At 70.3% G+C, this 26,472-nt stretch carries 23 protein-coding genes and 1 riboswitch; of the genes, 8 read left to right on the forward strand and 15 right to left on the reverse strand.

The annotated features are described in order from the left end of the window. The first annotated feature begins 115 nt into the window (after positions 1–115). Genes ABZX10_RS20590 through ABZX10_RS20610 form a run of 5 tightly spaced genes read left to right on the forward strand, consistent with a single transcriptional unit; the run spans position 116 to position 7,547 of the window. Positions 116–1,546: a fatty acid desaturase gene (locus tag ABZX10_RS20590; RefSeq protein WP_355544540.1), complete on the forward strand. Its 1,431-nt coding sequence runs from the start codon at positions 116–118 to the stop codon at positions 1,544–1,546. 44 nt (positions 1,547–1,590) lie between these two features. Further along, a complete protein-coding gene (locus ABZX10_RS20595) occupies positions 1,591–2,775 on the forward strand; it encodes a type III polyketide synthase (protein ID WP_355544365.1) in 1,185 nt (394 codons plus the stop codon). 7 nt (positions 2,776–2,782) lie between these two features. Then, entirely contained in the window at positions 2,783–4,522 is a 1,740-nt protein-coding gene (locus ABZX10_RS20600) for an ATP-binding cassette domain-containing protein (RefSeq protein WP_355544368.1), read from the forward strand. A gap of 41 nt (positions 4,523–4,563) precedes the next feature. Beyond that, positions 4,564–6,723: a malate synthase G gene (locus ABZX10_RS20605; protein WP_355544371.1), complete on the forward strand. Its 2,160-nt coding sequence runs from the start codon at positions 4,564–4,566 to the stop codon at positions 6,721–6,723. Positions 6,724–6,755: 32 nt separating this feature from the next. Beyond that, positions 6,756–7,547 (forward strand): fused MFS/spermidine synthase, encoded by a 792-nt coding sequence (locus ABZX10_RS20610; protein ID WP_355544374.1) that lies wholly within the window; start codon positions 6,756–6,758, stop codon positions 7,545–7,547. On the opposite strand, the gene ABZX10_RS20615 is transcribed toward ABZX10_RS20610, so the two are convergent. From ABZX10_RS20615 to ABZX10_RS20630, 4 genes are read right to left on the reverse strand one after another with little or no spacing between them, the layout of a single operon-like run. Further along, entirely contained in the window at positions 7,515–8,627 is a 1,113-nt protein-coding gene (locus ABZX10_RS20615; RefSeq protein WP_355544377.1) for an LLM class flavin-dependent oxidoreductase, read from the reverse strand. The two genes, ABZX10_RS20610 and ABZX10_RS20615, sit on opposite strands and share 33 nt — an antisense overlap. Then, on the reverse strand, positions 8,624–9,361 hold the full coding sequence (locus tag ABZX10_RS20620; RefSeq protein ID WP_355544380.1) for an ABC transporter ATP-binding protein: 738 nt from the start codon (positions 9,359–9,361) through the stop codon (positions 8,624–8,626). Before ABZX10_RS20620 ends, ABZX10_RS20615 begins: the two co-directional genes overlap by 4 nt. After that, on the reverse strand, positions 9,358–10,257 hold the full coding sequence (locus ABZX10_RS20625) for an ABC transporter permease (protein WP_355544383.1): 900 nt from the start codon (positions 10,255–10,257) through the stop codon (positions 9,358–9,360). The genes ABZX10_RS20620 and ABZX10_RS20625 overlap by 4 nt, the downstream gene beginning before the upstream one ends. Next, entirely contained in the window at positions 10,254–11,258 is a 1,005-nt protein-coding gene (locus tag ABZX10_RS20630) for an ABC transporter substrate-binding protein (RefSeq protein WP_355544386.1), read from the reverse strand. The genes ABZX10_RS20625 and ABZX10_RS20630 overlap by 4 nt, the downstream gene beginning before the upstream one ends. A gap of 197 nt (positions 11,259–11,455) precedes the next feature. Here ABZX10_RS20630 and ABZX10_RS20635 point away from each other — a divergent pair, with 197 nt between their 5' ends. The 3 genes from ABZX10_RS20635 (at position 11,456) to ABZX10_RS20645 (ending at position 13,531) form a co-directional block, all read left to right on the forward strand. Then, a complete protein-coding gene (locus tag ABZX10_RS20635; protein ID WP_355544389.1) occupies positions 11,456–12,559 on the forward strand; it encodes a substrate-binding domain-containing protein in 1,104 nt (367 codons plus the stop codon). A 186-nt stretch (positions 12,560–12,745) separates the two neighbouring features. Then, complete coding sequence (locus ABZX10_RS20640) at positions 12,746–12,958, forward strand: antitoxin (protein ID WP_355544392.1); 213 nt, start codon at positions 12,746–12,748, stop codon at positions 12,956–12,958. A gap of 192 nt (positions 12,959–13,150) precedes the next feature. Continuing rightward, positions 13,151–13,531 carry a DUF2510 domain-containing protein gene (locus ABZX10_RS20645; RefSeq protein WP_355544395.1) on the forward strand — a complete coding sequence of 127 codons (381 nt, stop codon included), beginning with the start codon at positions 13,151–13,153 and terminating at the stop codon, positions 13,529–13,531. A 187-nt stretch (positions 13,532–13,718) separates the two neighbouring features. On the opposite strand, the gene ABZX10_RS20650 is transcribed toward ABZX10_RS20645, so the two are convergent. From ABZX10_RS20650 to ABZX10_RS20700, 11 genes are all read right to left on the reverse strand, one after another. Further along, positions 13,719–14,315 carry a hypothetical protein gene (locus ABZX10_RS20650; RefSeq protein WP_355544398.1) on the reverse strand — a complete coding sequence of 199 codons (597 nt, stop codon included), beginning with the start codon at positions 14,313–14,315 and terminating at the stop codon, positions 13,719–13,721. A 163-nt stretch (positions 14,316–14,478) separates the two neighbouring features. Further along, positions 14,479–17,298 (reverse strand): aminomethyl-transferring glycine dehydrogenase, encoded by a 2,820-nt coding sequence (gcvP, locus tag ABZX10_RS20655; protein ID WP_355544401.1) that lies wholly within the window; start codon positions 17,296–17,298, stop codon positions 14,479–14,481. Positions 17,299–17,355: 57 nt separating this feature from the next. Beyond that, positions 17,356–17,465: riboswitch (glycine riboswitch) on the reverse strand. Positions 17,466–17,513: 48 nt separating this feature from the next. Further along, positions 17,514–18,710, reverse strand: a complete 1,197-nt coding sequence (locus tag ABZX10_RS20660) for a macrolide family glycosyltransferase (RefSeq protein ID WP_355544404.1) — start codon at positions 18,708–18,710, stop codon at positions 17,514–17,516. Positions 18,711–18,764: 54 nt separating this feature from the next. Continuing rightward, complete coding sequence (locus ABZX10_RS20665) at positions 18,765–19,328, reverse strand: MerR family transcriptional regulator (RefSeq protein ID WP_244881024.1); 564 nt, start codon at positions 19,326–19,328, stop codon at positions 18,765–18,767. Positions 19,329–19,571: 243 nt separating this feature from the next. Beyond that, positions 19,572–20,090 (reverse strand): bifunctional nuclease family protein, encoded by a 519-nt coding sequence (locus ABZX10_RS20670; RefSeq protein ID WP_068569815.1) that lies wholly within the window; start codon positions 20,088–20,090, stop codon positions 19,572–19,574. 27 nt (positions 20,091–20,117) lie between these two features. Further along, entirely contained in the window at positions 20,118–20,813 is a 696-nt protein-coding gene (locus tag ABZX10_RS20675) for a MerR family transcriptional regulator (RefSeq protein ID WP_068569816.1), read from the reverse strand. A 41-nt stretch (positions 20,814–20,854) separates the two neighbouring features. Further along, complete coding sequence (locus tag ABZX10_RS20680) at positions 20,855–21,295, reverse strand: FHA domain-containing protein (protein WP_355544408.1); 441 nt, start codon at positions 21,293–21,295, stop codon at positions 20,855–20,857. Positions 21,296–21,463: 168 nt separating this feature from the next. Further along, on the reverse strand, positions 21,464–21,868 hold the full coding sequence (gene gcvH / locus ABZX10_RS20685) for a glycine cleavage system protein GcvH (RefSeq protein ID WP_355544411.1): 405 nt from the start codon (positions 21,866–21,868) through the stop codon (positions 21,464–21,466). Between the two features lie 86 nt (positions 21,869–21,954). Then, positions 21,955–22,584 carry a CDP-alcohol phosphatidyltransferase family protein gene (locus tag ABZX10_RS20690; RefSeq protein WP_355544414.1) on the reverse strand — a complete coding sequence of 210 codons (630 nt, stop codon included), beginning with the start codon at positions 22,582–22,584 and terminating at the stop codon, positions 21,955–21,957. Between the two features lie 7 nt (positions 22,585–22,591). Further along, a complete protein-coding gene (secA2, locus tag ABZX10_RS20695; RefSeq protein WP_355544417.1) occupies positions 22,592–24,898 on the reverse strand; it encodes an accessory Sec system translocase SecA2 in 2,307 nt (768 codons plus the stop codon). A gap of 94 nt (positions 24,899–24,992) precedes the next feature. Then, positions 24,993–26,435 (reverse strand): M28 family peptidase, encoded by a 1,443-nt coding sequence (locus ABZX10_RS20700; protein ID WP_355544420.1) that lies wholly within the window; start codon positions 26,433–26,435, stop codon positions 24,993–24,995. Positions 26,436–26,472 lie beyond the last annotated feature (37 nt).

The raw sequence follows: 26,472 nt of genomic DNA on the forward strand, positions 1-26,472 counted from the left end.
CGGCCGGGGTCGCGCTGATCGGGCCCCGACGCGCCGTCGGGACCTGCGCCGCCGCCCGGCGGGCCCGCGCGGCCGCGACTTCCAGCCCGGCGCGGGCGATCCCGGCCCGCGCGATCTGGGCCGCGAGCCGGGCCCCGGCGGCGGCCCGCAGCTGTCGAACGTGTGGGTGTACAAGGGCCGCGCGTACGACCTCACGGAATGGATCAACAAGCATCCCGGCGGGGAATTCTTCATCGGCCGTTCCAAGAATCGCGACATCACGTCGATCATCGGGTCGTATCACGCCAATCCCGAGAAGATCGAGAAGATGCTGCAGCGGTTCGCGCTCGATCGCGACGCCGAGGTCGTGGACGTACACCCGAAGAACAACGCCCCCGCATTCCTGTTCAAGGACGGCTTCGACAGCTGGCGCGACACGCCGCGGTACCGGTTCGACGATCCGAAGGATCTGCTGCACGCCGTGAAGGCGCGCCTGCGGGACCCGGCGATGAAGGCGCGCGTGGAGCGCATGGACCGCTGGTTCAACATCACCGCCGCGGTCCTGGCCGTCGCCTACGTGGCCGTCATCGCGGCCCGGCTCAGCGTTCCGTCCTGGATGCCGATCTGGCTGTTCGTGCTGCTCATGGTGATGCTGCGGAGCTCGCTCGCCGGGTTCGGCCACTACGCGATCCACCGCGCGCAGAAGGGTGCGACGAAGGTCCTGGTCAACGCCTTCGACATCAACTACGTCGCGCTGTCCTTCGTCACGGCCGACGGGCACGCTCTGCTGCACCACCCGCACACGCAGAGCGAGGTGGACATCAAGAAGAACGTGTTCACCATGATGATGGACATCCCGCGCTGGTACCGGATCCCGATCCACACGCTGCACAAGTTCGGCCACACCGCCACGGGTATGACGATGCGGCTCTTCGAGATCGTCAAGCTCACCCGGCAGGTCGGCGTGGCCGACATGTACGGCTCGCTGCGCGGCGCACTGCCGCACTTCATCGGCGCCTTCGCGATGCGCGCACTGCTCATCGGCGAGTTCCTGCTGTTCCTGTTCCTGGGCGACATCTGGGCGTGGGTCGCGCAGTTCGTGGCCGTGCTGTGGGTGAGCACCTTCCTGGTGGTCGCGAGCCACGACTTCGAGACCGACGTCGACGACCTGCCCGAGGTCGAGACCGAGGACTGGGCGGTCAACCAGCTCAACCAGGCCTACGACCTGAAGATCTCCGGCAATCGGTACGTGGACTGCTTCCTCTCGGCCGGGCTCTCCAGCCACCGCGTCCATCACGTGCTGCCCTACCAGCGGAGCGGCTACGCGAACATCGCGACCGAGGAACTCATGGCCGAGGAGGCCGCGAAGTTCGGTGTCGAGTGGCTCCCCCGCCGCAGCTTCCTCTTCGACCGCCTGCCCGACCAGGTCAAGACCTTCCTGGGCCAGAAGTCGCGCCCCGCCCAGGAGCAGGGCCACGGCTTCTTCCGCGAGCACTTCTCGCCGCAGGCCCTCAAGACCTCGGGTTCGTACGTCGTCGCGGGCTTCACCGGTATCGGCACCGTCTGATCCGGCTCCCGCCGCCCCACATCTTCCAGCTCAAGGAGATCACCATGAACACGCAGGAACAGCGCATCGCCGCCCCGGAACTACCCGGTACCACCCTCTGGCGCGGCGCCCCGCCGGCGCCGCCCACCTCGGTCGCGGTGATCGAGTCCCTCGCGACGGGCTCTCCCGCGCAGGCGTACGCCCAGGCCGAGTCCGCGGACCGCGTCGCGTCCCGGTTCGACGACCCGCGGCAGGCGGAGCGCATCCGCCGCGTGTACGCGAAGACGCGGGTCACCGAGCGCCACCTCGCGATCGACCCGCTCACCGAGGAGTTCGCCGCGTTCAGCACCCGCCCCGACACGATCCGCGAGCGGATGGACCTGTTCTTCGAGCACGCCGCGCCGCTCGCGATCGACACGGCCCGCCGCGCCCTCGGCACCGTCGACCCGGCGGACGTCGGCCAGCTGGTGTTCGTCACCAGCACCGGCTTCCTCGCCCCCGGCGTCGACGTCGCCGTGATCCGCGCGCTCGGCCTGTCCCCGGGTACGAGCCGCGTGGTCATCAACTTCATGGGCTGCGCCGCGGCGATGAACGCGCTGCGCGTCTCCACCGACTACGTCCGCGCGCACCCCGACCGCAAGTCACTGATGATCTGCCTCGAGCTCAGCTCGGTCAACGCCGTCTTCTCCGGCGACCCCAACGACGTGGTGATCTCCAGCCTCTTCGCCGACGGCTGCGGCGCCGCCCTGATCGGCGCGAGCGAGGTCGGGCATCCGCTGCCCGCCGGGAAGATCGTCGTGCGCGATACCTTCAGCCACCTGCTCGACGGTGCCGAGGACGGGATCGTGCTCGGGGTCAACGCGGACGGCATCACCTGCGAACTGGCGGAGTCCCTGCCCCAGTACATCGTCGACGGTGTCGCCCCGGTGGTCGACGGGGTGCTGCAGCGCAACGGCCTCGACCGGGACGCCGTCGCGCACTGGGCGATCCACCCGGGCGGACCGAAGATCATCGAGTCCGCCTCGACCGCCCTCGGCCTGCCCGACGAGGCCTCGCGCCTGAGCTGGGACGTGCTCGCCGGACACGGGAACATGCTCAGCGTCTCGCTGTTGTTCGTCCTGGAGCGCCTGCTGGCGCAGGTGCTCTCCGACGACGCCGACGGCGCACCGTCGACCGGCATGGCCTTCTCGTTCGCGCCGGGCGTGACCGTGGAGGGGTTCCTGTTCGACGTCGTGACCACCGGCGAATGAGCGCGCCGTGAAGCTCCTGAAGTTCCTCGTCTCGATCTCCCCGGCGGCGATCGCCGCGGCGGTGGCCGCGGGCCTCGTCGCCGGCGCGGCCAACGCGTACCTGCTGACGCTCATCAACGGTCTGGTCGCACCGGGACCGATGCCGACGGTGACGGTCACCCGGTTCGTGGTGACCGCCGTCGTCGTGGTGGTCGCGGGCGTCGCCTCGCAGCTGATCCTGCTGCACCTGGCCCAGGCCGCCGTCTACCGGCTGCGGGCGCGGCTCTCGCAGCGCGTGCTCGCGGCGCCGCTCGAGCACATCGAGCGGCTCGGCGATCACCGCCTGCTGGCGACGCTCACCGAGGACGTGCGTTCCCTGTCGATGGCCGTGTCCGGCATCCCCGGGCTGTGCATCGACCTCGCGACGATCATCGGCGCGCTCACCTACCTGGCCACCGTGTCGGGCACCCTGTTCGCCGTCTCCGTCGCGGGCACGCTCATCGGCATCGCGTGCGTCGAGACGGTGCTGCGCAAGGTCCGGGAGACCTACCGCCGGGCCCGCGAGCTCGACGATGCCCTGATCGGCTCGTTCCAGGAGGTCACGCACGGGATCAAGGAGCTCAAGCTGCACCGCGGCCGCCGCGCCGATTTCCTCGACCGGAAGCTGCTGGGCACCGCCGAGGACCTGCGCGGCAAGCACGTCGCCGCCGGCACGCGCTTCGCCGGCGGCCAGGCGCTCGGTCAGGTGCTGCAACTGGGCACGATGGTGCTCATCCTGTTCGTGCTCGCCCGGGCGCTCGAGCTGCCGCGGGAGACGATGATCGGCTACGTGCTGGTCACGACCTTCCTGTCGATGCCGATGCAGAGCCTCATGCACCGCATCCCCGATCTGCTCCGCGGCGATGTGGCGCTGGCCAAGATCCGCGGTCTCGACCTGTCCCTGGAGACCGCGCGCGACGAGTCGGCCCTCCCGTACGACGACCGCCCGCTGTCGGACGGCACCGTCGAACTGCGGGGCGTGGGCTACGAGTACCTGCCCGAGCCCCCTCCCGGTCACGGCCCTCCGGGCCGGCCCGGACCGGGCGGCCCCGGTGGCCCGCCGCCGCACCCCGGCCCCGGAATGCCGCCGCCTCCCGGAGGTCCCGGCGTCCCGCACGGCTTCCGCCTCGGCCCCATCGACCTCACGCTGCGGCCCGGCGAGGTGACCTTCGTGGTCGGCGGCAACGGCAGCGGCAAATCCACGCTGGCGAAGCTGCTGTCGGGGCTGTACGCGCCGCGGATCGGCGAGATCCGGATCGGCGGCGAGGTGGTCGGTCCGCACAACACCGAGTGGTTCCGGCAGCACACCACCGCCGTGTTCTCCGATTTCCACCTGTTCGACGACTACCTCGGCCTCGCCGCCGACGATCTGGACGACCGCGTCCGCGGCCTGCTGCACGACCTGGAACTGGCGCACGCGGTTACCGTGCAGGACGGCAAGCTCTCGACGCTCGCGCTGTCGACGGGGCAGCGCAAGCGCCTCGCCCTCCTGACCGCGCTGCTCGAGGACCGGCCCGTGTACCTGTTCGACGAATGGGCCGCGGATCAGGACCCCCGATTCCGCGCGGTGTTCTACGACCGGATCATCGGCGACCTGAGGGCACGGGGGAAGACGGTGGTCGTGATCACCCACGACGACCGCTACTTCGATCGGGCCGACCAGCTGGTCAAACTGGACTTCGGCCAGGTGGTCCCGGAGTCGGCGGCGTCCTCGCGCGGAGTAACCTGATGGGCACTTAGTCACGTGCTACGAAGGGGTTGAAGTACTTCATGGTTGACACCGCCCGGACATCCGTCGCCGGCCTCGAGGTCGCAACGGTTCTCTACGATTTCATCAACAACGAGGCGCTTCCGGGCACGGGCGTCGACCAGGCCGCTTTCTGGGACGGTGCGGCGCAGGTCATCGGCGACCTGGTCCCGAAGAACCGGGCGCTGCTCGCCAAGCGCGACGAGCTGCAGGCGAAGATCGACGGGTTCCACGCCGCCAACCCCGGCGAGGTCGATTTCCCCGCCTACAAGCAGTTCCTCAGCGACATCGGCTACCTCGTGCCGGTCCCCGAGGACCGCGAGATCACCACGGCCGACGTGGACACCGAGATCACCTCGACCGCCGGCCCGCAGCTCGTGGTGCCGATCCTCAACGCGCGCTTCGCGATCAACGCCGCGAACGCCCGGTGGGGCTCGCTGTACGACGCGCTGTACGGCACCGACGCGATCTCCGAGGCCGACGGCGCGGAGAAGACGAAGGGCTACAACAAGGTCCGCGGCGACAAGGTCATCGCCTTCGCGAAGGACTTCCTCGACCGGGCCGTGCCGCTCGAGTCCGGCTCCTGGACCGCGGTCTCGTCGCTCTCCGTCGCCGACGGTGCCCTGGTCCTCAACGGCGGCGACCTCGCGCTCGCGGACCCGACGGTGTTCGCCGGCTACACCGGCGACGCTGCGGCGCCCACCGGCGTGCTGCTGCGCCACAACGGCCTGCACCTGGAGATCCAGATCGACGCGTCGTCGCCGATCGGGCAGACCGATCCGGCTGGCATCAAGGACGTCCTCGTCGAGTCCGCGGTCACCACGATCATGGACTTCGAGGACTCCGTCGCGGCGGTCGACGCGGACGACAAGGTGGTCGGGTACCGCAACTGGCTGGGCCTGAACAAGGGCGATCTCGCCGAGGAGGTCAGCAAGGGCGGCAAGACCTTCACCCGCACCCTGAACCCGGACCGCACGTACACCGCCGCCGACGGCTCCGAGCTGGTGCTGCACGGCCGCTCGCTGCTGTTCGTGCGCAACGTCGGCCACCTCATGACCACCGACGCGATCCTGCTGGACGGCGAGGAGATCGGCGAGGGCATCCTCGACGGCATCGTCACCTCGCTCATCGCGATCCACGGCCTGTCCGGCGAGATCCGCAACTCGCGCACCGGCTCGGTGTACATCGTCAAGCCCAAGATGCACGGCCCCGAGGAGGTGGCCTTCGCCACGGAGATCTTCGCGCGCGTCGAGCAGATCCTGGGCCTGCCCGCGCGGACCCTCAAGGTCGGGATCATGGACGAGGAGCGCCGGACCACGGTGAACCTCAAGGCCGCGATCGCCGCCGCGAACGACCGCGTCGTGTTCATCAACACGGGCTTCCTCGACCGCACCGGCGACGAGATCCACACCTCGCTGCTCGCGGGCCCGGTGGTCCGCAAGGGCGAGATGAAGCAGCAGACCTGGATCAAGGCCTATGAGGACAGCAATGTCGACATCGGCCTGCACGCCGGCCTGCAGCACCGGGCTCAGATCGGCAAGGGCATGTGGGCCATGCCCGACCTGATGGCCGCGATGCTCGAGCAGAAGATCGCGCAGCCGAAGGCCGGCGCCACCACCGCGTGGGTGCCCTCGCCCACCGCGGCGACCCTGCACGCGCTGCACTACCACCTGGTGGACGTCTTCGAGGTGCAGAACGAGATCGCCAAGCGCGACCCGGCGTCGGTGGACGACATCCTCACCATCCCGCTCGCCAAGAACCCGAACTGGTCGGCCGAGGAGATGCGCGAGGAGCTCGACGAGAGCGCCCAGTCCATCCTGGGCTACGTCGTTCGCTGGATCGACGCGGGCGTCGGCTGCTCCAAGGTGCCGGACATCCACGACGTGGCCCTCATGGAGGACCGCGCGACGCTGCGCATCAGCTCGCAGCTGCTCGCCAACTGGCTGCGGCACGGCGTGGTGACCGAGGCCGAGGTGATCGAGGCGCTCGAGCGCATGGCGCCGGTCGTCGACCAGCAGAACGCCGGCGATCCCGATTACCGCCCGCTGGCGCCGGACTTCGACACCAACATCGCCTTCCAGGCCGCGAAGGACCTGATCCTGCTCGGCGGCACGCAGCCGAACGGCTACACCGAGCCGATCCTGCACGCGCGCCGTCGCGAGTTCAAGGCCGCGAACAGCTGAGCGCCGAGCCCGCTGCCGTGACCGGGCCGGTCGTGATCGAAGCCGATCGCGACCGGCCCGGCGCGTTCACCGTGCTCGTCGACGGGACCCCGCAGAGCTACATCGACACCGGCGACCCGACGAACCTCGTCTTCGAGTACGTCCGCCGGATCGGGCACGTCGCAGACCTGGTGCGTCCGGCCGGCGAGCCGATCACCGCCGTGCACCTGGGCGGCGGCGGTTTCACGCTCCCCCGCTACATCGCCGCGACCCGGCCTGGATCGCGCCAACAGGTACTCGAGTACGACCGCGCGCTGATCGACGCCGTCCGCGCCGCTGCGCCCCTGCCCAAGCGCGAGCAGATCAAGGTCCGGTGCGCCGACGCCGCGCAGGCCGCGACCGTGCTGCCGCCGGGCATGCTCGGCACCGTCGACCTGCTGGTCCTGGACGTCTTCGCCGGAGCCCGGACCCCGGCAGCGCTCACCACCACGGAGTTCTTCGCGTCCCTGACGCCCCTACTCGCGCCCGGGGGCACCGTCGCGATCAACATCGCCGACGGTCCGCCCCTCCCCTTCGCCCGGTCCGTGGCCGCGACGGTGGCGGGGACCTTCGGCGAGGTGGCGGTCGCGGCCGAGCCCGCGGTGCTCAAGGGTCGCCGCTTCGGCAACCTGGTCCTGGTCGCGGGCGCGGTACCCGACGGACTCGGCCGCAGGCTCGCGGGCGATCCGTTCCCGGGAACCCTCGTGACGGGCACGGAGGTGGCGCGGTTCACGGGTGGGGCGAAACCGCTGACCGCCGCGACCGCCCGGGAGTCACCCGCGCCGCCCCGCGGCGTGTTCGGCTGACGGCCCGGACGCCCGCGCGAAGCGGGGCAGCACGCCCTCGCCGAACCAGTAGGCCTCCTCGAGGTGGGGCTGCCCGGACAGCACGAAGTGGTCGATCCCGACCGCCCGGTACTGCTCGATGAGGTCGGCGACCTCGGCGTGGCTGCCGACGAGCGCGGTGCCCGCGCCGCCCCGGACCAGGCCGTACCCCGCCCACAACCCCGGGTACACCTCGAGGTTGTTGATGTCGGCGCTCAGCGCCGCCTGACGGCGCTGCCCCTCCGAATCCGCCTGCGCCAGGTATCCCCGGGCGAGCTCGATGAACCTCGGGTCCATCCGGCTGACGAGCTTGCGCGCCTCCGACCACGCCTCCTCGTGCGTGTCCCGTGCGATCACGTGCGCCCGGATGCCGAAGGTCAGCTCGCGGCCGTGGCGCGCGGCGCGGGCCCGCACGTCCTCGACCAGCTCGGCGACCTTCGCGGGCGGCTCCGTCCAGGTGAGGTAGGTGTCCACCGTGCGGGCGGCGGTCTCCCGGGCCGCCTCGCTCGCGCCGCCGAAGAACAGCGGCGGGGCCTGGGCCGGCGGGTTCCCGACCACGGCGCCGCTCACGTCGTAGTAGTCGCCGGCGAAGTCGAAGGGCACGCCGGTGAGGGCGCCGCGCACGATCTGCAGGAACTCGGTCGTCCGGGCGTACCGCTCCACCTTGGTGAGGCGGTCCCCGTAGCGCTCCTGCTCGGTCTGGTCGCCGCCGGTCACCACGTTGAGCGCGAGCCGCCCGCCCGAGAGTTGTGCGAAGGTCGCGGCCTGCTGCGCCGCCAGGGTCGGAGTGACGAGGCCCGGCCGGAAGGCGACCAGGAACTTCAGCCGCTCGGTCTCGGGGATCAGCGCGGCGGTGGTGATCCACGCGTCGGGGCACCAGGTGCCCGTCGGTGTGAGCACGGCCTCGAAGCCGAGCCGCTCGACGGATCTGGCCACGAGCGCGAGGTAGCCCAGGTCGGCGTCGCGGGCCGCCGACGCGTGTCCCCTGCGCTCGGCGGCGCCGATCACGTCGCGGCCGTCGCCGGAGGTGGGCAGGTACCAGTGGAAGTGCGGGTCGTTCATCGTGCGGTCTCCTTCTCCGGGACGTCGGCACCCACCCCGAGGTGCCCGAGGATTCGTTCGCGCAGTTCGACGATGCGGGCGTCGCCGCGCTCTCGCGGCCGGGCGACGGGCACAGCGATGTCCTGGGCGATGCGGCCGTCCTCGAGCACGAGGATCCGATCGGCCAGAAGCACCGCCTCCTCGACGTCGTGCGTGACGAGCAGCGCGGCGAAGCCGTGCTCGCGCCACAGAGACGTGAGGAGCGCGTGGGCCTCCAGCCTGGTCAGCGCATCGAGGGCCCCGAAGGGCTCGTCGAGGAGCAGGAGGTCGGGCTCGCGGACCAGCGCCCGGGCCAGCGAGGCGCGCTGCGCCTCCCCGCCGGACAGGGTGAGCGGCCACGCGTCCAGGCGGTGCCCGAGCCCCACCTCGGCGAGCGCCCGCACCCCCAGGCCGTCGGCGTCGGGCCGCTTCAGGTTGAGGGTGACGTTCTTGCGGACCGACCGCCAGGGCAGCAGCCGGGGCTCCTGGAAGGAGACGGCGCGCGAGCCGTGCACGTCCAGATCACCGGTGAAGCCGTCGTCGAGCCCCGCGATCACGCGCAGCAGCGTCGACTTCCCGGAACCCGAGCGGCCCACCAGGGCCACGATCTCCCCGGCCTCCAGCCGCAGGTCGATGCCGTGGAGCACCTCGACCTCGCCGAACGATCGGCCGATGCCGCGGGCGTCCACCACGGACCGCGTCGACGGGGCGCTCATCGGGCCACCCGCCAGCGCAGCAGGTAGGACTCGAGGCCGCGCACCACCCAGTCGGTGGCCAGGCCCAGGAAGGCGTAGATGACCAGGCCGAGCACGATGATGTCGTTGCGGAGGTAGGTCCGCGCGTTCATCACGAGGTAGCCGAGCCCGGCGTCCGCATTGATCTGCTCCGCCACGATCAGCGACAGCCACGCGACGGACAGCGACAGTCGGAACCCGGTCAGCGCGCTGGGCAGCGCCCCGGGGAGGACCACCGACCGGGCCAGCCCGAGCCGCGACAGGCCGAGGGAGCGCCCCGCCTCGATGAGTTTCGGATCGACCCCCCGGATCCCCGAAACCAGGTTGAGGTACAGCGGGAACATCACGCCGAGAGCGATGAGCAGCACCTTCGGCGTCTCCCCGATGCCGAACCACACGACGAACAGCGGGATCAAGCCGAGAAAGGGCACCGTCCGCAGCATCTGCAGCGGAGGATCGAAGGCGAGGTCGGCCACCGCGAAGAAGCCGACGAGCAGCCCCAGCGCCACGGCGGCGATCACGCCGAGCACGAGACCGTACGCCACGCGCTCGATGGACACGGGGAGGGCCGCGGGCAGGGTGCCGTTGGCCCAGGTCTCGCGGGCCGCGCCGATCACCTGCGAGGGCGGTGACAGCTTGTCCTGCGGGATCACGCCCGCAGCGGAGAGCGCCTGCCAGGCCACGAGCAGGACCAGCGGTGACACCAGCCGCAGCAGACCGCTCGGGTCCACCCGGCGCCGCCGGCGTGCGGTCGTCGCCGCGCGGGAACCCGCGGACGAAGCCGGGGTGCCCGGTGCCGGGCGACCCGGTGCAGAGGGCCGGGAGTCGATGGTCGGCGCCGGCGATGCGACCGCCCGGTTCTCGACGATGCTGGTCACTTCGCGCCCTCCCCGATCCGGTCGTTGAAGCGGGCGTCGAAGTAGTCCGCGGCCCGCGGGTGGTTGGGGATCACCTTCGCGTCGGCGAACAGGTCCAACAGCTTCTGCTGCTTGGCGATGACGGCGGCGTCGATCGGCACCAGGTTCCCCGACGAGGCGTCGAAGGTCGCGCGGGCGATCGGCTCGGGCAGCGTCGTCAGCTTGCTGAAGATCGGCACCCACTCGTCCCGGTGGCTCTGCGACCAGCGTTGTGCCTTCGCGATGCGCGACACGAGGTCGGCGATGGCCTTCTCCTTCGCGCCGTCCGCGAGCGCCGCGCTCGAGGCCAGGTAGTAGCCCTGCTGGGTGGTCAGTCCCCCGCCGCCGTTCACCAGCACCCGTGGCTTGCCCTTCTGCTGCGCGATCGCGGCGTACGGGTTCCACACCGCCCAGGCGTCGACCTGTCCCGAGGTGAACGCCGCGAGCCCCTCGTTCGGCGTGAGGTAGGTCTCCGTGATGTCGGACGGCTTCAGGCCCGCCCCGCTCAGCGCCGCCAGCACCAGTCCGTTGGAGCTCGATCCCTTGGTGAAGGCGACCTTCTTGCCGCGCAGGTCCTCCACCCGCTGGATCGGCGATCCCTCGGGGACGAGGAGGAAGTCGTTGGGTCTGGTCGTCGCGGTGGTGGTGACGATCTTCAGCGGCGACCCCGCGGACTGTGCGAAGACGGCCGGCACGTCGCCCGTCGCGCCGATGTCGACCTTCCCTGCAGCGGCCGCCTCGAGCAGCGGCGGCCCGGCCTCGAAGGACGCCCAGGTGACCTTGTACGGCAGGTCTTTGAGCTGCCCCGAGGACTCCAGCAGCGTCTGCGTCGACTTCACCTGGTCGCCGATCACCAGTGTGACGCCGCCACCACCCGAGTCGCCGGCCGGGGCATCATGAGACGAGCAACCGGACATCGCGACGCCGACCGTGAACGCCGTCACCACCACTGCGCCGACCCGACGCAATCGCCTGATTCGCATTTTCGAACTACCCCTCACTAGGCGGCCACCGAGGTGCAGCCGACTTCTTCGCATTGAAGCCACGCGCACCGCGATCAGGGAAATCAGAGCGTGCGCCGACGCGCCGGATCCATTGTTCCGGCTGGTCAGGCGTGTAAAGTCTGCGCTCAATGTGAGCCGAAGGAATTCCCGCGGCACGTTCGGGTAGGTTTTTCTCGATGGGTTCACACCGTTCCGGAACGAATTCTCGCGGCATCGCGCGCTGGCTGATCGCGGCGGTCGTCGCGGTCGTCGTCGTGGGCGTGATCGCCGCGGCCATGGTCTGGCTCTCCGGGCGCTCCGAGCAGGAGGGGCGCAACGCCGCGTCCACCTGTGTGCGCGGCGATCTGGCGGTGCACGTCGCCGCCGCGCCCGCACTGGTCGAATCACTGCGACGCGTCGCCGACGCCTTCAACGCCTCCGGGACGGTCTCGGCCGACTACTGCGCGAAGATCGACGTCGCCGGGATCGACTCTCCGGTCGCCCTCGCGGCGCTGTCCGGCACGTGGGACCCGAAGCTGGGGGCGGCACCGTCGGTGTGGATACCGGAGAGCACCGTCTGGACGGCCCGCCTCGCGGCGGCCAAGCCGGCTGAGGTGTCGGGGCAGCCGACGTCGATCGCGTCGTCACCGGTGGTGCTCGCGGTGCGGGAGTCGGCGCGCCCCACCTTCGCCGACGTGCGCTGGCTCGACCTGCCCGGCAAGCAGCGCGACCTGCGAGTCGCGCTGCCGACCGAGGCGGATTCGGACGGCACCTACCTCGCGGCGCAGTCCGTGGCCGCGGCGGTGGCCCGTACGGGTGGCGCCGCGCTGTCCGACGATGCCGCCAAGAGCCCGGTGGTGACCGGGTCGCTGTCGCGGTGGGCGGCGGACGCCCCGAAGTCGACCGGCGCCGTCGCCGCGCTCGAGGCACTGACCAAGCCCGGCGACGGGATCCGTGCCGTGCCCGTCACGGAGCAGCAGCTCGCCGCCTTCGCCCGCGGCCGGGGCGAGGGCGTGCCCGTCGCCGTGTACCCGGCCGGCCCGACGGCATCGGCCACCTTCCCGGCCGCGGTGCTCGACCGCGAGGACACCACCGACGCGCACGACCGCGCGGCCGCGGACTTCGTCGCCTACCTGACCGAGGGCGATCACGCGAAGCCCCTGGCGGAGGCGGGCTTCCGCGTGCCGGGGCAGCCCACCCCGCCGAAGACCACTGCTGTCGCGTTCGGCACCGTCGAGCCCCTCGCGTCCGCGTCGAACGCCGCGACGATCGCCCTCGCCGACGCCCTGAACCGCAAATAACGGCCGACTGGATCGGTCGAAAACGGAATCACCGCCGTATTTCGCCCGGCGGGGGCCAATCCGGCCGCACCACCACTCCGCAGGACGACCGATGTCGCTACGGTGGACGAGGACACAGGCGCAGGGCGTCGCGGTGAAGCAGGCGGCGAGGACGGTCCGCGGAAGAATCCATCGGAAGGTTGCATCATGGCGCTTCTCGACAAGATCAAGGAACTCCTCGGCAAGAACCCCGATCAGGTCGGCAAGGTGATCGACAAGGCGGGCAGCGCGGCGAAGGGCAAGTTCGCCGGCCACGACGCCCAGATCGACATGGCCACGAACAAGATCAAGGACGTCGCCGGCGGGAACGCTCCGCACGCCGGCGGTGAGCCCGCGCCCGGCACTCCGCCGCAGGGCTGATTCGCCCCTGGCTGAGCCCCGCGGAACCGAGCGCCCGTCCCGATCTCGGGGCGGGCGCTGCTGCGTGCGTGCCGTGACGTTCGGCCATCGACGTCCGGGCAGACCGTGAGCGAGTGTTCTCACTGTCATCCGTTCAGATGATTCCCGATGGTTGGCCGGGCCGGTAGCGGCACCGTGCCTACGCTCGGCGGCATGACGAATCCCGGTTGGTACGACGACGGTGCGGGCACCCAGCGGTGGTGGGACGGTCAACGGTGGACCGATCAGACCCGGCAGCCCCCGCAACAGCGCGGGCTCAGCGGGATGGTGAGCAGGATCGAAGCCGAGGCGAACGCGGGCGCGCAGCCCCGCCCGGCGCAGAACGGCATGAGCTATGTCGTGCTGCAGGTGGTGCTCAAGGAGAAGTTCCTGGGTACCGGGTCCGGCAACCTGACAGAGCTGGAGGGCGCGATCAATCGTCAGGCGGCACTCGGTTACCGCCTGCACACCATCACCACATCGTCGTCCGGCAGCAAGGGCTTCGCCGGCGGTGACCGGATACAGGCCACGATGGTCTTCGAGAAGCTGCCCTGAGCCCGGTCGCCCGGTAAGCCCAGTCCTCCGACCACGAGTGCGGTCGGTTTCCCACGGATTCCGTGGGAGACCGACCACATCGGGAGTCGAGTACCTTCCATTGGGATGTTCGGCCCCGTCGGTGAAGAAGGTCGCAATGCCGATGTCTCCGAGATGCCCTGCGAGGATGAACGGAACGACGACTCGATCAGGATTTCAGGCTCGTCCGCGGCGCGAGGAGTTCCACCGTGGACAAGCGGACCATCGGAGTGGCCATGCGCCAGCCCTTGATCGCGGTGGCGCAGTGGATGAGCCGCGCCGAATCCACGTAGTCGCCGGAGTCGAGTGCGCGGAAGACCCAGAAGACGATGACGTCCGACGCCGTCTCCGGCACAGGCGCGTGTCCCTCGGTGATGCCCGACAGCTGGTCCTGGAAGGCAGGGCTCGCGAAGTGCGCGCGTGCCCGCGCGGGGATCGCGGCGCGCGCCGCGCGGCGGCCTGCGGCATCGTCGCGCCGCCACCGACGCGTACGAAAGTAGCTCAGCGGCAGCATGATCCCCGAACCGACCACGACGACCAGCATGTTGCATACCGCATGACCGAACGGCGACTGCGGATCGGCGGTGAACACCACCACGAGGCTGACGACGAAGCCGATTCCGTATCCCAGAGCGATGTCGTGAGGTTTCAGCTGGAGGCGCTCGCCTCGCGTCCACCTGGCGAAGACGCCGCACACGAGCAGCGCCGGGACGATGACGACCAGCGTCCCGGCGAGGTAGGAGGCCCACCATTCCGACCGATCCATGATCGCGAGTTTAGATCAACAAACACCTTCCGAGGGTGTTGCGTCCGCGAGCGACGTCTCGGATTCCGTCCACGCCGGACACCGTGTCCGAGATGGACGGAATCGGAGAGGGCGAGAATCGTCGCCCCTTCGTTCGGGTCGCGCCGAACCGCGCGACCCGAACCTACTCCGCGAACGCCTCGATCGGCGGGCAGGAGCAGACCAGGTTGCGGTCGCCGTAGACGCCGTCGATGCGGCGCACGGACGGCCACACCTTGGCGCGCGCGCCACCGGACGGCAGGCCCTGCGGGTACACGGCGGTCTCGCGCGAGTACGGGTGGTCCCACTCGGTCACGAGGCACTCCGCGGTGTGCGGGGCGCCGCGCAGCGGGTTGTCGTCCACCGGCCACTCCCCCGATGCGACCCGCGAGATCTCCGCGCGGATGGCGATCATCGCATCGCAGAACTCGTCGATCTCGCCGAGCGACTCGCTCTCCGTGGGCTCGACCATCAATGTCCCCGCGACCGGGAAGCTCATCGTCGGGGCATGGAAGCCGTAGTCCGCGAGGCGCTTGGCCACGTCGTCGATGGAGACGCCGGTCTCCTTCGTGATGCCCCGCACGTCGAGGATGCACTCGTGCGCCACCCGGCCGTTCTCGCCCGTGTACAGCACGGGGAACGAGTCGTTCAGGCGCGCGGCGATGTAGTTCGCCGAGGCGATCGCGGTCAGCGTCGCGTTCCGCAGGCCCTCGGCGCCCATCATCCGGATGTAGGCCCAGGTGATCGGGAGGATCGAGGCGCTGCCGAAGGGCGCGGCGGAGATCGTCGGGCCGTCGCCCAGCGAGGGCTCCAGCGGGTGCCCGGGCAGGAAGGGCGCGAGGTGGCTGCGGACACCGATCGGGCCGACGCCGGGGCCGCCGCCGCCGTGCGGGATGCAGAAGGTCTTGTGCAGGTTCAGGTGCGAGACGTCACCACCGAACTTGCCTGGCCGGGCCAGCCCGACCAGCGCGTTCATGTTGGCACCGTCGACGTAGACCTGACCGCCGGCCTCGTGCACCGCCGCGCAGATCTCCCGCACCTCGTGCTCGTACACGCCGTGCGTGGACGGGTAGGTGATCATGATCGCGGCCAGCTCGTCGGCGTGCTTGGCGATCTTCTCCTTGAGGTCCGCGGTGTCCACATCGCCCGTGTCGCGCGACGCGACCACCACCACGCGCAGCCCCGCCATCACGGCCGACGCCGCGTTGGTGCCGTGCGCGGACGACGGGATCAAGCACACCGTCCGATGCGAATCCCCGCGCGAGAGGTGGTAGTTGCGGATCGCCAGCAGCCCCGCGTACTCGCCCTGCGAGCCGGCATTCGGCTGCAGTGAGACCCTGTCGTAGCCGGTGATCGCGACGAGCCACTCCTCGAGCTGGCTGATGAGCGCGCGGATGCCCTCGGTGTCCGCGGCGGGCGCGAACGGGTGCAGCCGGGAGAACTCCGGCCAGGTGATGGACTCCATCTCGGCGGTGGCGTTGAGCTTCATGGTGCACGAGCCCAGCGGGATCATCGAGCGGTCCAGCGCGATGTCCTTGTCGGCCAGCTTGCGCAGGTAGCGCAGCATGGCGGTCTCGGTGCGGTAGGCGTGGAACGCCGGGTGCGTGAGGTACTCCGACGTCCGGTTCTCGATGTCCGACGGTGCCGCGTCGACCGGCTGCGCGTCGAAGGCCGCGATCACGGCGGCCACGTCGGCCGAGGTGCTGGTCTCATCGAAGGCGACGGAGACGTGGTCGTCGTCGACGCGCCACAGGTTGTAACCGGCGGCCTTGGCGGCGGCGAGCACGTCGTCCGCGCGGCCGGGAACGTTCACGAGCACCGTGTCGAAGAACGCGTCATGAACGACGGCGGAGCCCAGCGCTGCGGCCAGCGCCGAGGCCCGGGCGTGCACGCGGAGCGCGATGGCCTTGAGCCCCTCGGGGCCGTGGTACGACGCGTACATCGCGGCGAGGACGGCGAGCAGCACCTGCGCGGTACAGATGTTGGACGTGGCCTTCTCGCGGCGGATGTGCTGCTCACGGGTCTGCAGGGCCAGGCGGTAGGCGAGGTTGCCGTCGGCGTCGACGGAGACGCCGACGAGCCGGCCGGGGATCTGGCGGGCGTGCTTCTCGTGGACCGCGAGGTAGCCGGCGTGTGGGCCGCCGAAGCCGAGCGGCACGCCGAAGCGCTGCGTGGTGCCGAAGCAGGCATCGGCGCCCTGCTCACCGGGCGGCGTCAGCAGGGTCATGGCCAGCAGGTCGGCACCGACGGCGACGAGCGCGCCGCGCTCGTGGGCGGCGTCGATCACGGACTTGACGTCCGGGATGCGCCCCGAGGCACCGGGGGTCTGCAGGATGACGCCGAAGAACTCGCCGTCGGGCAGGCCGGCCGCGAGGTCCGCCGACACCACCTCGATGCCCAGCGGCTCGGCGCGGGTCTCGATCACCGCGAGGGTCTGCGGGAAGACGTCGCGGTCGACGACGAGACGCGGGCTCTTGGACTTGCCGGCGCGGCGCAGCAGCGTCATGGCCTCGGCGGCGGCCGTCGCCTCGTCGAGCATGGAACTGTTGGCGATCTCCATGCCGGTGAGGTCGGAGACCATGGTCTGGAAGTTGAGGAGGGCCTCGAGGCGGCCCTGGCTGATCTCGGGCTGGTACGGCGTGTAGGCGGTGTACCAGGCCGGGTTCTCGATGATGTTGCGCAGCAGCACCGGCGGGGTCAGCGTGTCGTAGTAGCCGAGGCCGATCATGGTGCGGTCCACGGTGTTGCGGTCCGCGAGGGCGCGCAGCTCCGCCAGCGCCTCATGCTCGTCGATCGCGGCGGGCAGGGCGCCGAGGCCGTTGTCGCCCTGCGGGTCGAGGATGGCCGACGGGACCGCGGCGCGGGCCAGGTCGTCGAGGCTGTCGACACCGATGACGCGCAGGATCTGGTCGAGTTCGCCCGCGTCGGGACCGATGTGGCGCGCGGGGAAGTTGCTGTCGGACACTGGGGACCTCCGGGGCGGTGTGCCCTCTCCCTCAGTCGCCGGCGGCTCCAGAGGCGCCCAACCCGCGTGGTCCTGGTGCCTGAGAGATTGACGGAGAGGTGCTGCTCCTTCGGCGCCCGTGGACCCCGTACTCGACGGTGCCCGCTGGGCTCTCCCACGCGGTGTTGCGGCGCACGCCGATTCTAACCCATTCAGCAAGACGCCCGTACGGTGACTCACCCCTGCAGGCGGGACTCGACCACCTCGACCGCGCGGGTCAATCCGCCCAGCTCAGCGAGTTCGTGCGCGAGTTCCCGGGCGCGGGGCGACAGGGCCAGCGCAGCCTCGCACGCCTCGCCCAGCGACCCGCCGGACAGCTCCTCCGGCACGGGTACTCCGATCCCCGCGGCGGCGAGCATCGTCGCGTTCTCGAACTGGTCGGCCGCCTGCGGCGCGGTCACGACCGGCGTGCCCGTCAGCATCGCCTCGCTCGCCCCGCCCATCCCGGCGTGGGTGAGGAAGACGTCGGTCTCCTGCAACACCGCGACCTGGTCGATCCACGGGTGCACCTCGACGTTCGGCGGCACGGTCCCGTCGGAGGCGGTCACCGTCGACGGCTCGGTACGGCCCCCGACCTGCAGGATCACCCGCCATTCGGGCCGCTGCGCCGCGAGATCGCACGCCGCCCGGTACGTGGCGGGCTGATCCGTGAAGGCGGAGCCGAAGGAGACCAGGAGCGTCGTCCGGCGGTCCGCGCCGCCCGACGGTGCCAACCGCACGTCCGGCAGCCGTCGAGCGGGACCGGTGAAGGTGTACACGCGACGATCCACGCGGTCGGCGTTCGGCTGCATCGAGGGCGCGATCAGGACGAGGGAGCGTTCCGGACGTCCCAGGAAGTGCAGCGAATCCTCCTCGATCCCGTGGCGCGCGAGGAGCGCGTCCTGTCGCTCGAACATCGCGATCCCGCGCGGGTCGGTCCGGAGCATCGTGTGGAAGTCCGCCATGTCCTCGTCGTAGCCCTCCCACGCCACGTAGGTCGGTGAGATCTGGAGCGTCGGGATCCCCCACGCGCGGGCCAGGACGACGCCCATCGCACCGGCGATGTCGTAGACGATCAGATCGGGACGGTCGTCCTCGTACAGGGCGAACCACTGGGGCAGCTGGTTCTCGTACTCGTCGGTGAACACCGTGAGCTGATCGATCACGTCACCGGAGAACGCGTCGCCGTTCTCCGCGGAGGCCGCTTCGCCGATGGCCGGGATGACCGACCGGTAGGGCTTGAGTTCCGCACCAGTGGCCTCGATGGCGGACCCCATGGATGGATCGTTCGCGTAGGTGACGCGGTGACCCCGTCGGACGAGCTCGGCGAGCACGTCGAGCGCCGGGAGTACGTGCCCCGGAGCGGGAATGGAGAACATCGCGATATGAGCCATATCGCCCAAACTAGGCGACGTGCCGGTGGCGCGTCGAACGTATTTCCCCGTCCGCTACCCGGTGGCGCGGGCGCGGTTGCGGCGGCGCGAGGCCAGCTCGTCCTCGGGGGCCGCCTCGGCCGCCACGCCGTCGGCACGCTCGCCCGGGAAGTCGGCGATGGTGCCGGTGAGCTCGCGCATGGCGCCGGAGACCGCGATGCCGAAGACGCCCTGGCCGTGTTGCAGCAGGTCGACGACCTCCTCGGCGCTCGTGCACTCGTAAACGGTGGTGCCGTCGGAGAAGAGGGTGATCCGCGCGAGGTCCTCAACGCCGCGCTGGCGGAGGTGATCGACGGCGACGCGGATGTTCTGCAGGGAGATACCGGTGTCGAGGAGGCGCTTGACGATCTTGAGGACCAGGACGTCCTTGAAGGAGTACAGGCGCTGCGTGCCCGAGCCGCCCGCGCTGCGGATGGACGGCACCACCAGCGAGGTGCGCGCCCAGTAGTCGAGCTGACGGTAGGTGATACCGGCGATCTGGCAGGCACTGGGGCCGCGGTAGCCGAGGAGCTCATCGGGGATCGTGTCGTTCGGGAACAGGCCGGGCGCGATGTCGTCCAGCGAGCCCTGGGTGCCCACAGCGGAATCCGCCTGCGGCGCGTTCTGCCCGGTGCCGTCCTGATCGGTCACTGCCGTCTCCCTCATGAGGTCCGTGCGCACTCCTGAGAGTACGCCTGCCGCGTGCGGGCCGTCGGTGTCTTCCCTCGGTGCCCTTCGCGGTGTTCGGCGTGAACGCTATGGCGCGGAGGGCGCCGAATCAACGCGACACACCCACAACCTCAAGTTGAACTTTAGGTCGAGACCGAATCGTGACCAAACCGGTCAGGATTCCCCGGGCGCCTTGAAGTCGTCGGCGGAGATCGAATCGAGGAACTCCTTGAACGCCTCGACCTCCTCATCGGCGGGCGCCTCCTCCGCGGATTCGCCTGTCTCCGAGTCGGTCTCCTCATCGGGCAGCAACAGACCCGCCTCGGCGAGCACCTCCTCCTCGGCGAAGATCGGCACCTCGAGGCGGACCGCCATCGCGACGGAGTCCGACGGCCGGGCGGAGACCGTCTGGTCACCGTCGAGCACGAGATCCGCGAAGAACGTGCCCTCCTGGAGGCCCGTGATGCGCACCTCGGTGACGGAGCGCCCCAGGGTTTCGAGCAGGTCGACGATCAGGTCGTGCGTCAGCGGGCGACGCGGCTCGACGCCCTGCAGCTTGATCGCGATCGCCGTGGCCTCACCCTGCCCGATCCAGATGGGCAGGTACCGGGGGCCGGAGACCTCACGCAGGAGCAGCACCGGATCGTTCTGCGGCGGGTCCATCCGGATGCCCGCGACGGTCATCTCGATCATGCCTTCAGCTTACCGGCGCACCGGTCGTCAGCGAACGGCGTCCTTGACCGCGGCCTTGACCAATTGGGTGTGGAACGTCACCGACAGGGCGGCCAGCTCGCGCACCAGCTCCGCGGCGCGTTCCGCCGCCCCCGCGTCGCCGCCCCGGGCGATCGGGTTGGCGATCTGTGCGATGAGGCCGGCCTCGCGGTCGGCGGAGGTCTTGAACGCGCGCAGGTGCCGCGCCTCGAGTCCGTACTCGGCGAGCGCCTTGGCGGCCTGCACGAGCGCGACCGCGTCCTCGTCGAAGAAGCCCGCCTTGCCGGAGGTGAGGAGCGCGGAGCGCTCCAGCTCGCGGAGGAAGGCCTCGTCGGCGCCGGACCGCGCGAGCAGATCGGCGCGGCTGATCCTGGTCTGCCGCCGCGCGGAGAAGTCGGTGGCGGGCGCCGTCTTGGAGGACACCGCCGCGAGCGCGCGGGGTGCGCGCGGGGCGGGGCCCTCGACGGCCTCGCCCCGATCGTGCGCGTCCAGCTGCTCCTTGATGATCTTCAGCGGAAGGTAGTAGTCGCGCTGCGCGGTGAGCACGTACTTGAGCCGCTCGCAGTCCTTCGGCGAGAACCGCCGGTACCCCGACGGGGACCGGTCCGGTGTGACCAACCCCTCCGACTCGAGGAATCGGATCTTGGAGATGGTCACGTCCGGGAACTCGTCACGAAGACGTTCGAGGACCGCCCCGATCGACATCGCGCTCGGGGCGGTTTCCTGACGTGGTGCCGTCACAGAGTTCAGCCGGCCGCCGGGACGAAGAACACCAGACGGAACTTGCCGATCTGGACCTCGTCGCCGTTCGCCAAGGGCGAGGCGTCCACCGGCTCGCGGTTGACGTACGTGCCGTTGAGGCTGCCCACGTCGACGACGGTGAAGCCGCCCTCGACGGAACGGAACTCCGCGTGGCGGCGCGACACGGTCACGTCGTCCAGGAAGATGTCGCTGTCGGGGTGGCGACCGGCCGAGGTGGTCTCCTGGTCCAGCAGGAAGCGGGAACCCGCGTTCGGGCCGCGCTTGACCACGAGCAGTGCCGCGCCGGCCGGGAGGTTCTCGAGGCCCGAGACGGGCGCGTCGCTCTCGGGTCCGCCGGAGGCGTCCATCTCGCGGATGATGTCGGCGCGGAACACCGAAGTGGTCTCAACGGGGGCCGAGTCGTTGCCCTGGTCGTTCTCGCTCACATCGCTCCTTCGTCAGTGATTACTGCACAGGTTTGTCTCGTGCACGGAACCTGGTGGACCTGTCGTCCACGGTACCGCGCCCGGCGCCCGAAAGGCGGCCGGATTCAGCGGCTCTAAAGCCGCTCTAAGGAAAAACGTCGGTCGCGGGACAACCGTCCCGCGGGTGTGTCAGGACTCGGCCGTGAGCGCCTTGTAGGCGTCCGCGTCGAGCAGCTCACCGAGCGCCGTCTCGAGGTCCTCGGGGGACGCGGCCTCGATCTCGACGATCCAGCCCTCGCCGTACGGATCCGAGTTGATCAGGTCGGGGCTGGAGTCCAGCTCGCCGTTGATCGCGACGACGGTGCCGGCCAGCGGCGCGTAGATGTCGGAGACGCTCTTGGTCGACTCCACCTCCGCGAACGAGTCGCCCGAGGCGACCTCGGCGTCGTCCTCCGGCAGCTGCACGAACACCACATCACCCAGCTGATCCTGCGCGAAGTCGGTGATCCCGATCCGCACCACGGTGTCGCTCTTCTTCAACAGCCACTCGTGATCGGGGGTGTACAGCAGTTCTCCGGGAAAGCTGGCGCTCAACGTGAGAATCCTTTCGCGAGGGCGGCGCGGGCTGCGCAGCGTCTACAACTTAGTGGGCGAGCGTGGGATCGAGCAACACACCCCGGCTACCGGGCTTGGGGCGGCAGCCGTTTCACCACCAGCACCGTCTGGCACCAGTAGAGCACCAGGGTCCACCAGTACATGCCCAGCCCCCAGATCAGGAACGCCCAACCGAGCGGATGCATCACCGCGCCGAGCCGGTTGTCGAAGGTACCGGCCAGCAGCATCGGCAGCGCGTACATCAGCGCCATGGTGGCGGCCTTGCCCAGGTAGAGCGTCGGCAGCGCGGTGAGCCCCCGACTGCGCAGCAGCGGAACCGTTCCGGCAAGGACCACCTCCCGGCCGATCACCAGCCCGATCACCCACCAGGGCAGGATCTCCCGCACGCCGAAGGCGATGGGGATCGCGATCATGTACAGGCGGTCGGCGGCGGGGTCGAGCAGTTCGCCGAGCCGCGTCTGCTGGTTGAGCAACCGGGCCAGCTTGCCGTCGAGCCAATCGGTGAATCCCGAGACCATGAGCACCACCAGCGCCCAGGCGTCGCTGTGCTGCACCAGCAGCAGCCACAGGAACAGCGGCACGCCCAGCAGGCGCAGCACGCTCAGCGCGTTCGGGACGTTGAGGGGGCTGCTCGCGCCCGCCCGGTCCGACGGTGCGCCCTCGCCCCCGGATTCGGTCCTTCCGGGCGTGTTCACGTGCGGCTCAGATCATCCCGAACATGTTCGCCATGCCCTTCGTGGCGAACGGATTGTCGTGGACCATGTAGGTCCAGGTGAGGGTGTTCCGATCCAGATCAGCGCCGACGAGGTCGATGCCGTCGGCGGTGATCTCGGCCTCCCGCAGCGTCTCCCGAGCGCGGCCCAGTGCGTCGTCGGGCAGCTTGCGGAACTCCTCGATCACGAGCCGGTGGAACTCGTCGAGCGGCGACTGCCGGCCCAGTGCGCGCAGGTGGATCGTGGTCTGCACCTCGGACACGAAGGCCAGGTGCTCGGCCCACGTGCGGTCGAGGTGGAACAGGAAGGCCTCGCGGGCGGCCTGCTCGAGCACCTCTTCGGAGACGCCCGCCTCGCGCAGCTCCTCGAGCCGCTCCGGCTCGAGCTCGGCGAAATCGACCAGCGGCCGGTCCGTGGTCAGCAGCGTGTGCCGGCGGGCCATCACCAGGTCGCGCTGCTGGTTGACCAGCTGGTTGTAGCGCCAGGTGTTGGCGTGGGTCTCGAGCATGCCGCCCTCGGCGACGCGCTGCGCCGAGTCGAGCATGTCGGCCGCCTTGCCCCGGGGGAACTCGCCGGTGTCGGGGTCGGCCCCGCCGGGCGGACGCTTCAGCGGCAGGTGCCGCTCGACGATCGGGTCCTCGACGGAGGCGAAGATGACGGAGGTGCCCGGATCGCCCTGCCGGCCGGCACGACCGCGCAGCTGCTGGTCCAGGCGCTCGGTGTCGTGCAGGCCGGTGCCGACGACGGCGAGCCCGCCCAGCTCCGCGACCTCGTCGTGTTCCGCGCTCTCGTCGCCCGCGTCGTGGCCGCCGAGCTTGATGTCGGTGCCGCGGCCCGCCATCTGGGTGGAGACGGTCACGGCGCCCTTGGTCCCGGCGTCGGCGATGATCCGGGCCTCGTCGGCGTCGTTCTTGGCGTTGAGCACCGTCGCGAGCACGCCCGAGATCTTGAGCATGTGCGCGAGCTCCTCGGACTCGGCCACGTCGTGCGTGCCGATGAGCACCGGCTGGCCGGTCTCATGGACCTCGCGCACGTAGTCGACGATCGCCGCGACCTTGTTCCCCTTGTTGTCGAAGACCCGCATCGGCTGATCGACGCGGACGTTCGGCGTGTTCGGCGGGATCTGCGAGACACCCAGGTCGTAGAACTGGCGCAGTTGCTCGCCTGCGGCGATCGCGGTACCGGTCATGCCGCACACCAGCGCGTAGCGCTGCAGCAGCGCCTGGACGGTGATCGTGTCGATCACCTCGCCGGAGTCGGTCTGCGAGAGCCCCTCCTTCGCCTCGACCGCGGCCTGCAGGCCGTCGGGCCAGCGCTGCAGCTCGGCGACGCGACCGCGGGAGGAGTTGATGAGCTTCACCTGGCCGTCGCGCACGATGTAGTGCACGTCCCGCTCGACGAGGGAGTACGCGTGCAGCGCGATGTTCACCTGCGGCAGCGTCGACGCCACGTGCGCGTCGGAGTAGAGGTCGATTCCGCCGAGTTCCGCCTCGACCAGCTCGGCACCCTCCTCGGTGAGGAAGGCGGACTTGCCGTCCGAGTCGATCTCGTAGTGCTTGCCCTGACGCAGCCGCGCCACGACCTCCATGATCGCGGCCTGCGGCACATCGCCCTTGACCGAACCCGCCAGGACCAGCGGGATGAGGGCCTCGTCCACGAGCACGGAGTCCGCCTCGTCGACGATGGCCACGTCCGGCTTCGGCGAGAGGAGGTCCTCGGCGCGGGTCGCGAGCTGATCGCGCAGCACGTCGAACCCGATCTCGTTGACCGAGCCGTAGACGACGTCCCGGGCATAGGCCTCGCGGCGCTCGGCCCGGGTCGACGATTCGGCCACGTAACCGACCGTGACGTCGAGCAGGTCGAAGAAGGGTTTCATCCACTCCGCGTCGCGCCGGGCGAGGTAGTCGTTCGGGGAGATGACGTGGACGCTGCGGCCGGCGAGTGCCATCCCCGCGGCAGCGACGGCGCCGGCGAGGGTCTTGCCCTCGCCGGTCGCCATCTCGACCACGTCACCCTCGAGGAGCCGGTCGGCGCCCTGCAGCTGGACGTCGAAGGGCCGCAGGCCCAGGGCCCGGTCGGCGCCCTCCCGCGCGATCGCGATGAACTTCGCGCGGTCCTCGGACTTCTCGTTGTAGACGTCCAGCGCGAGGGCGGCGTCCGGGAACTCCTCGTCCGACAGGCCCTGCGCCCACTCGTCGAAGTCCGCGGACCGCTCGATCAGCGCGACGGACCGGGACTGGTTCCGCGTGCTCTGCGCGCCGAGCACCTTCCACACCTTGCTGCTGAACCTGCCCACGTGACCTCCGCACTCGACGCTCGACCGCTTGCGCAGTCGAGACTACCGGCCCCACGGGGGTCCGCCCCCGTGCTCCCCCGAGACCAGCGCGGTCTCAGAGCGCCGCGAAGTACGCGGTGGAGAACGCCACCGATCCGAGGGACACGCGGTACATGTCGCGGTTCACGTTCTGCAGTGTGTCGCGGGCGCTGTGATAGTTCGGGTCGTAGATGTCCCCGACGGTGCCGCCCCACTGCCGCTGCTGGTCCTCGGTCTTCTTCCCGTCTGCGCCGGTGTCCATGCCGCCGGACGCGATACCGACCTCCTTGAAGGGGCCGTAGTCCGAGCGGCCGTCGAAGGCCGAGGCCTCGACGTGGATGTTCCGCCACGCGAAGTAGTTCCGGAAGACCTGCTCGATGACGCCGGAGCCGGCCGGGCCCGCACCGCCCTCGAGCTTGGAAGAACCGTCACCGTCGAAGGTGAAGTAGCCGCCGTTGGGCGAGCCGAGCATGTCGAAGTTGAGGTAGCGCTTGATCTTCGAGGACTCCTCCGGGCTCAGCGAGGTCACGTAGTGCTCCGAGCCGACGAGACCCTCCTCCTCCGCACCCCACAGGGCGAACCGGACCCTGTTCTTGACGTCGGCGTTCACCCCGAGCCTGACCGCCGTCTCGAGCACGGCGGCCGAGCCCGAGCCGTTGTCGTTGATGCCGGGGCCCTCGGGGACGCCGTCGAGGTGCGCGCCGACCATCTGGACGTTGTCCGCGTCGCCCTTCGCGGTCTCCGCCAGGACGTTCCAGGTCCTGGCCTTCTCGGTCTTCGCGTCGACGGTGAGGACGAGGTCCTGCCCGTCGGTGATCGCCGCGTTCTGCGCGACCCCCACGACGGGGATGGAGGCGCCGTCGTCCAGGCCCAGCGTGCCGCCCTTCCAGTCCCCGTCGGCGTTGTTGGTGATCACGAGCGCCTTCGCGCCCTTCGCCGCGGCGGCCTTGTACTTCTCGCCGAACTGGCATTTTCCGCGCTGCACCACCGCGATGGAGCCGGGCGTGACCTTCTGCAGGTCCTCCGCGGTGCAGCCGAGGTTGCCGGTGACGACGGCCTTCGCGGTGAGGGTGCCGTCGGTGGCGCCCGAGTACTGCAGGGCCGCCGCCTTGACCGGAGCTCCCGCGGACTGGAGCTCGACCTTGGTGGCGTTCCAGCTGGCCTGGGTGAACTCCTGCCGGACCGGGCTGTAGCCCGCGTCCCGGAGCACCTTCTCCACGTACTCGACGCTCTGCTCGTACCCCGGCGTGCCCAGCGCGCGGTTGCCGCCGTTGCGGTTCGCGATGTCCTGGAAGGCCTCCAGGTGCTTGACCGCACCGTCGAGGGTCACGGCGTCCGCGAGCGCCTTGGCCTTCTCCGTGGCACCGGCGTCGTCGGCGGTGCCCGCGGGGGCGGGCCGGGCGGAGCTCTGGGCTCCCGCCGCGGACGACGACGCGCCCGGCGCGCCGGACGACGCGGCATCGTCGCCGGAGGTGCCGCACCCGGCGGCCACGAGACTCACGGCGGCCAGTGCGGACACGACCCGGACAGTGGTGGATTTCCTTCGCCTCTGCAAC

Source organism: Tsukamurella sp. NPDC003166 (assembly GCF_040611135.1).
Taxonomy (GTDB): domain Bacteria; phylum Actinomycetota; class Actinomycetes; order Mycobacteriales; family Mycobacteriaceae; genus Tsukamurella.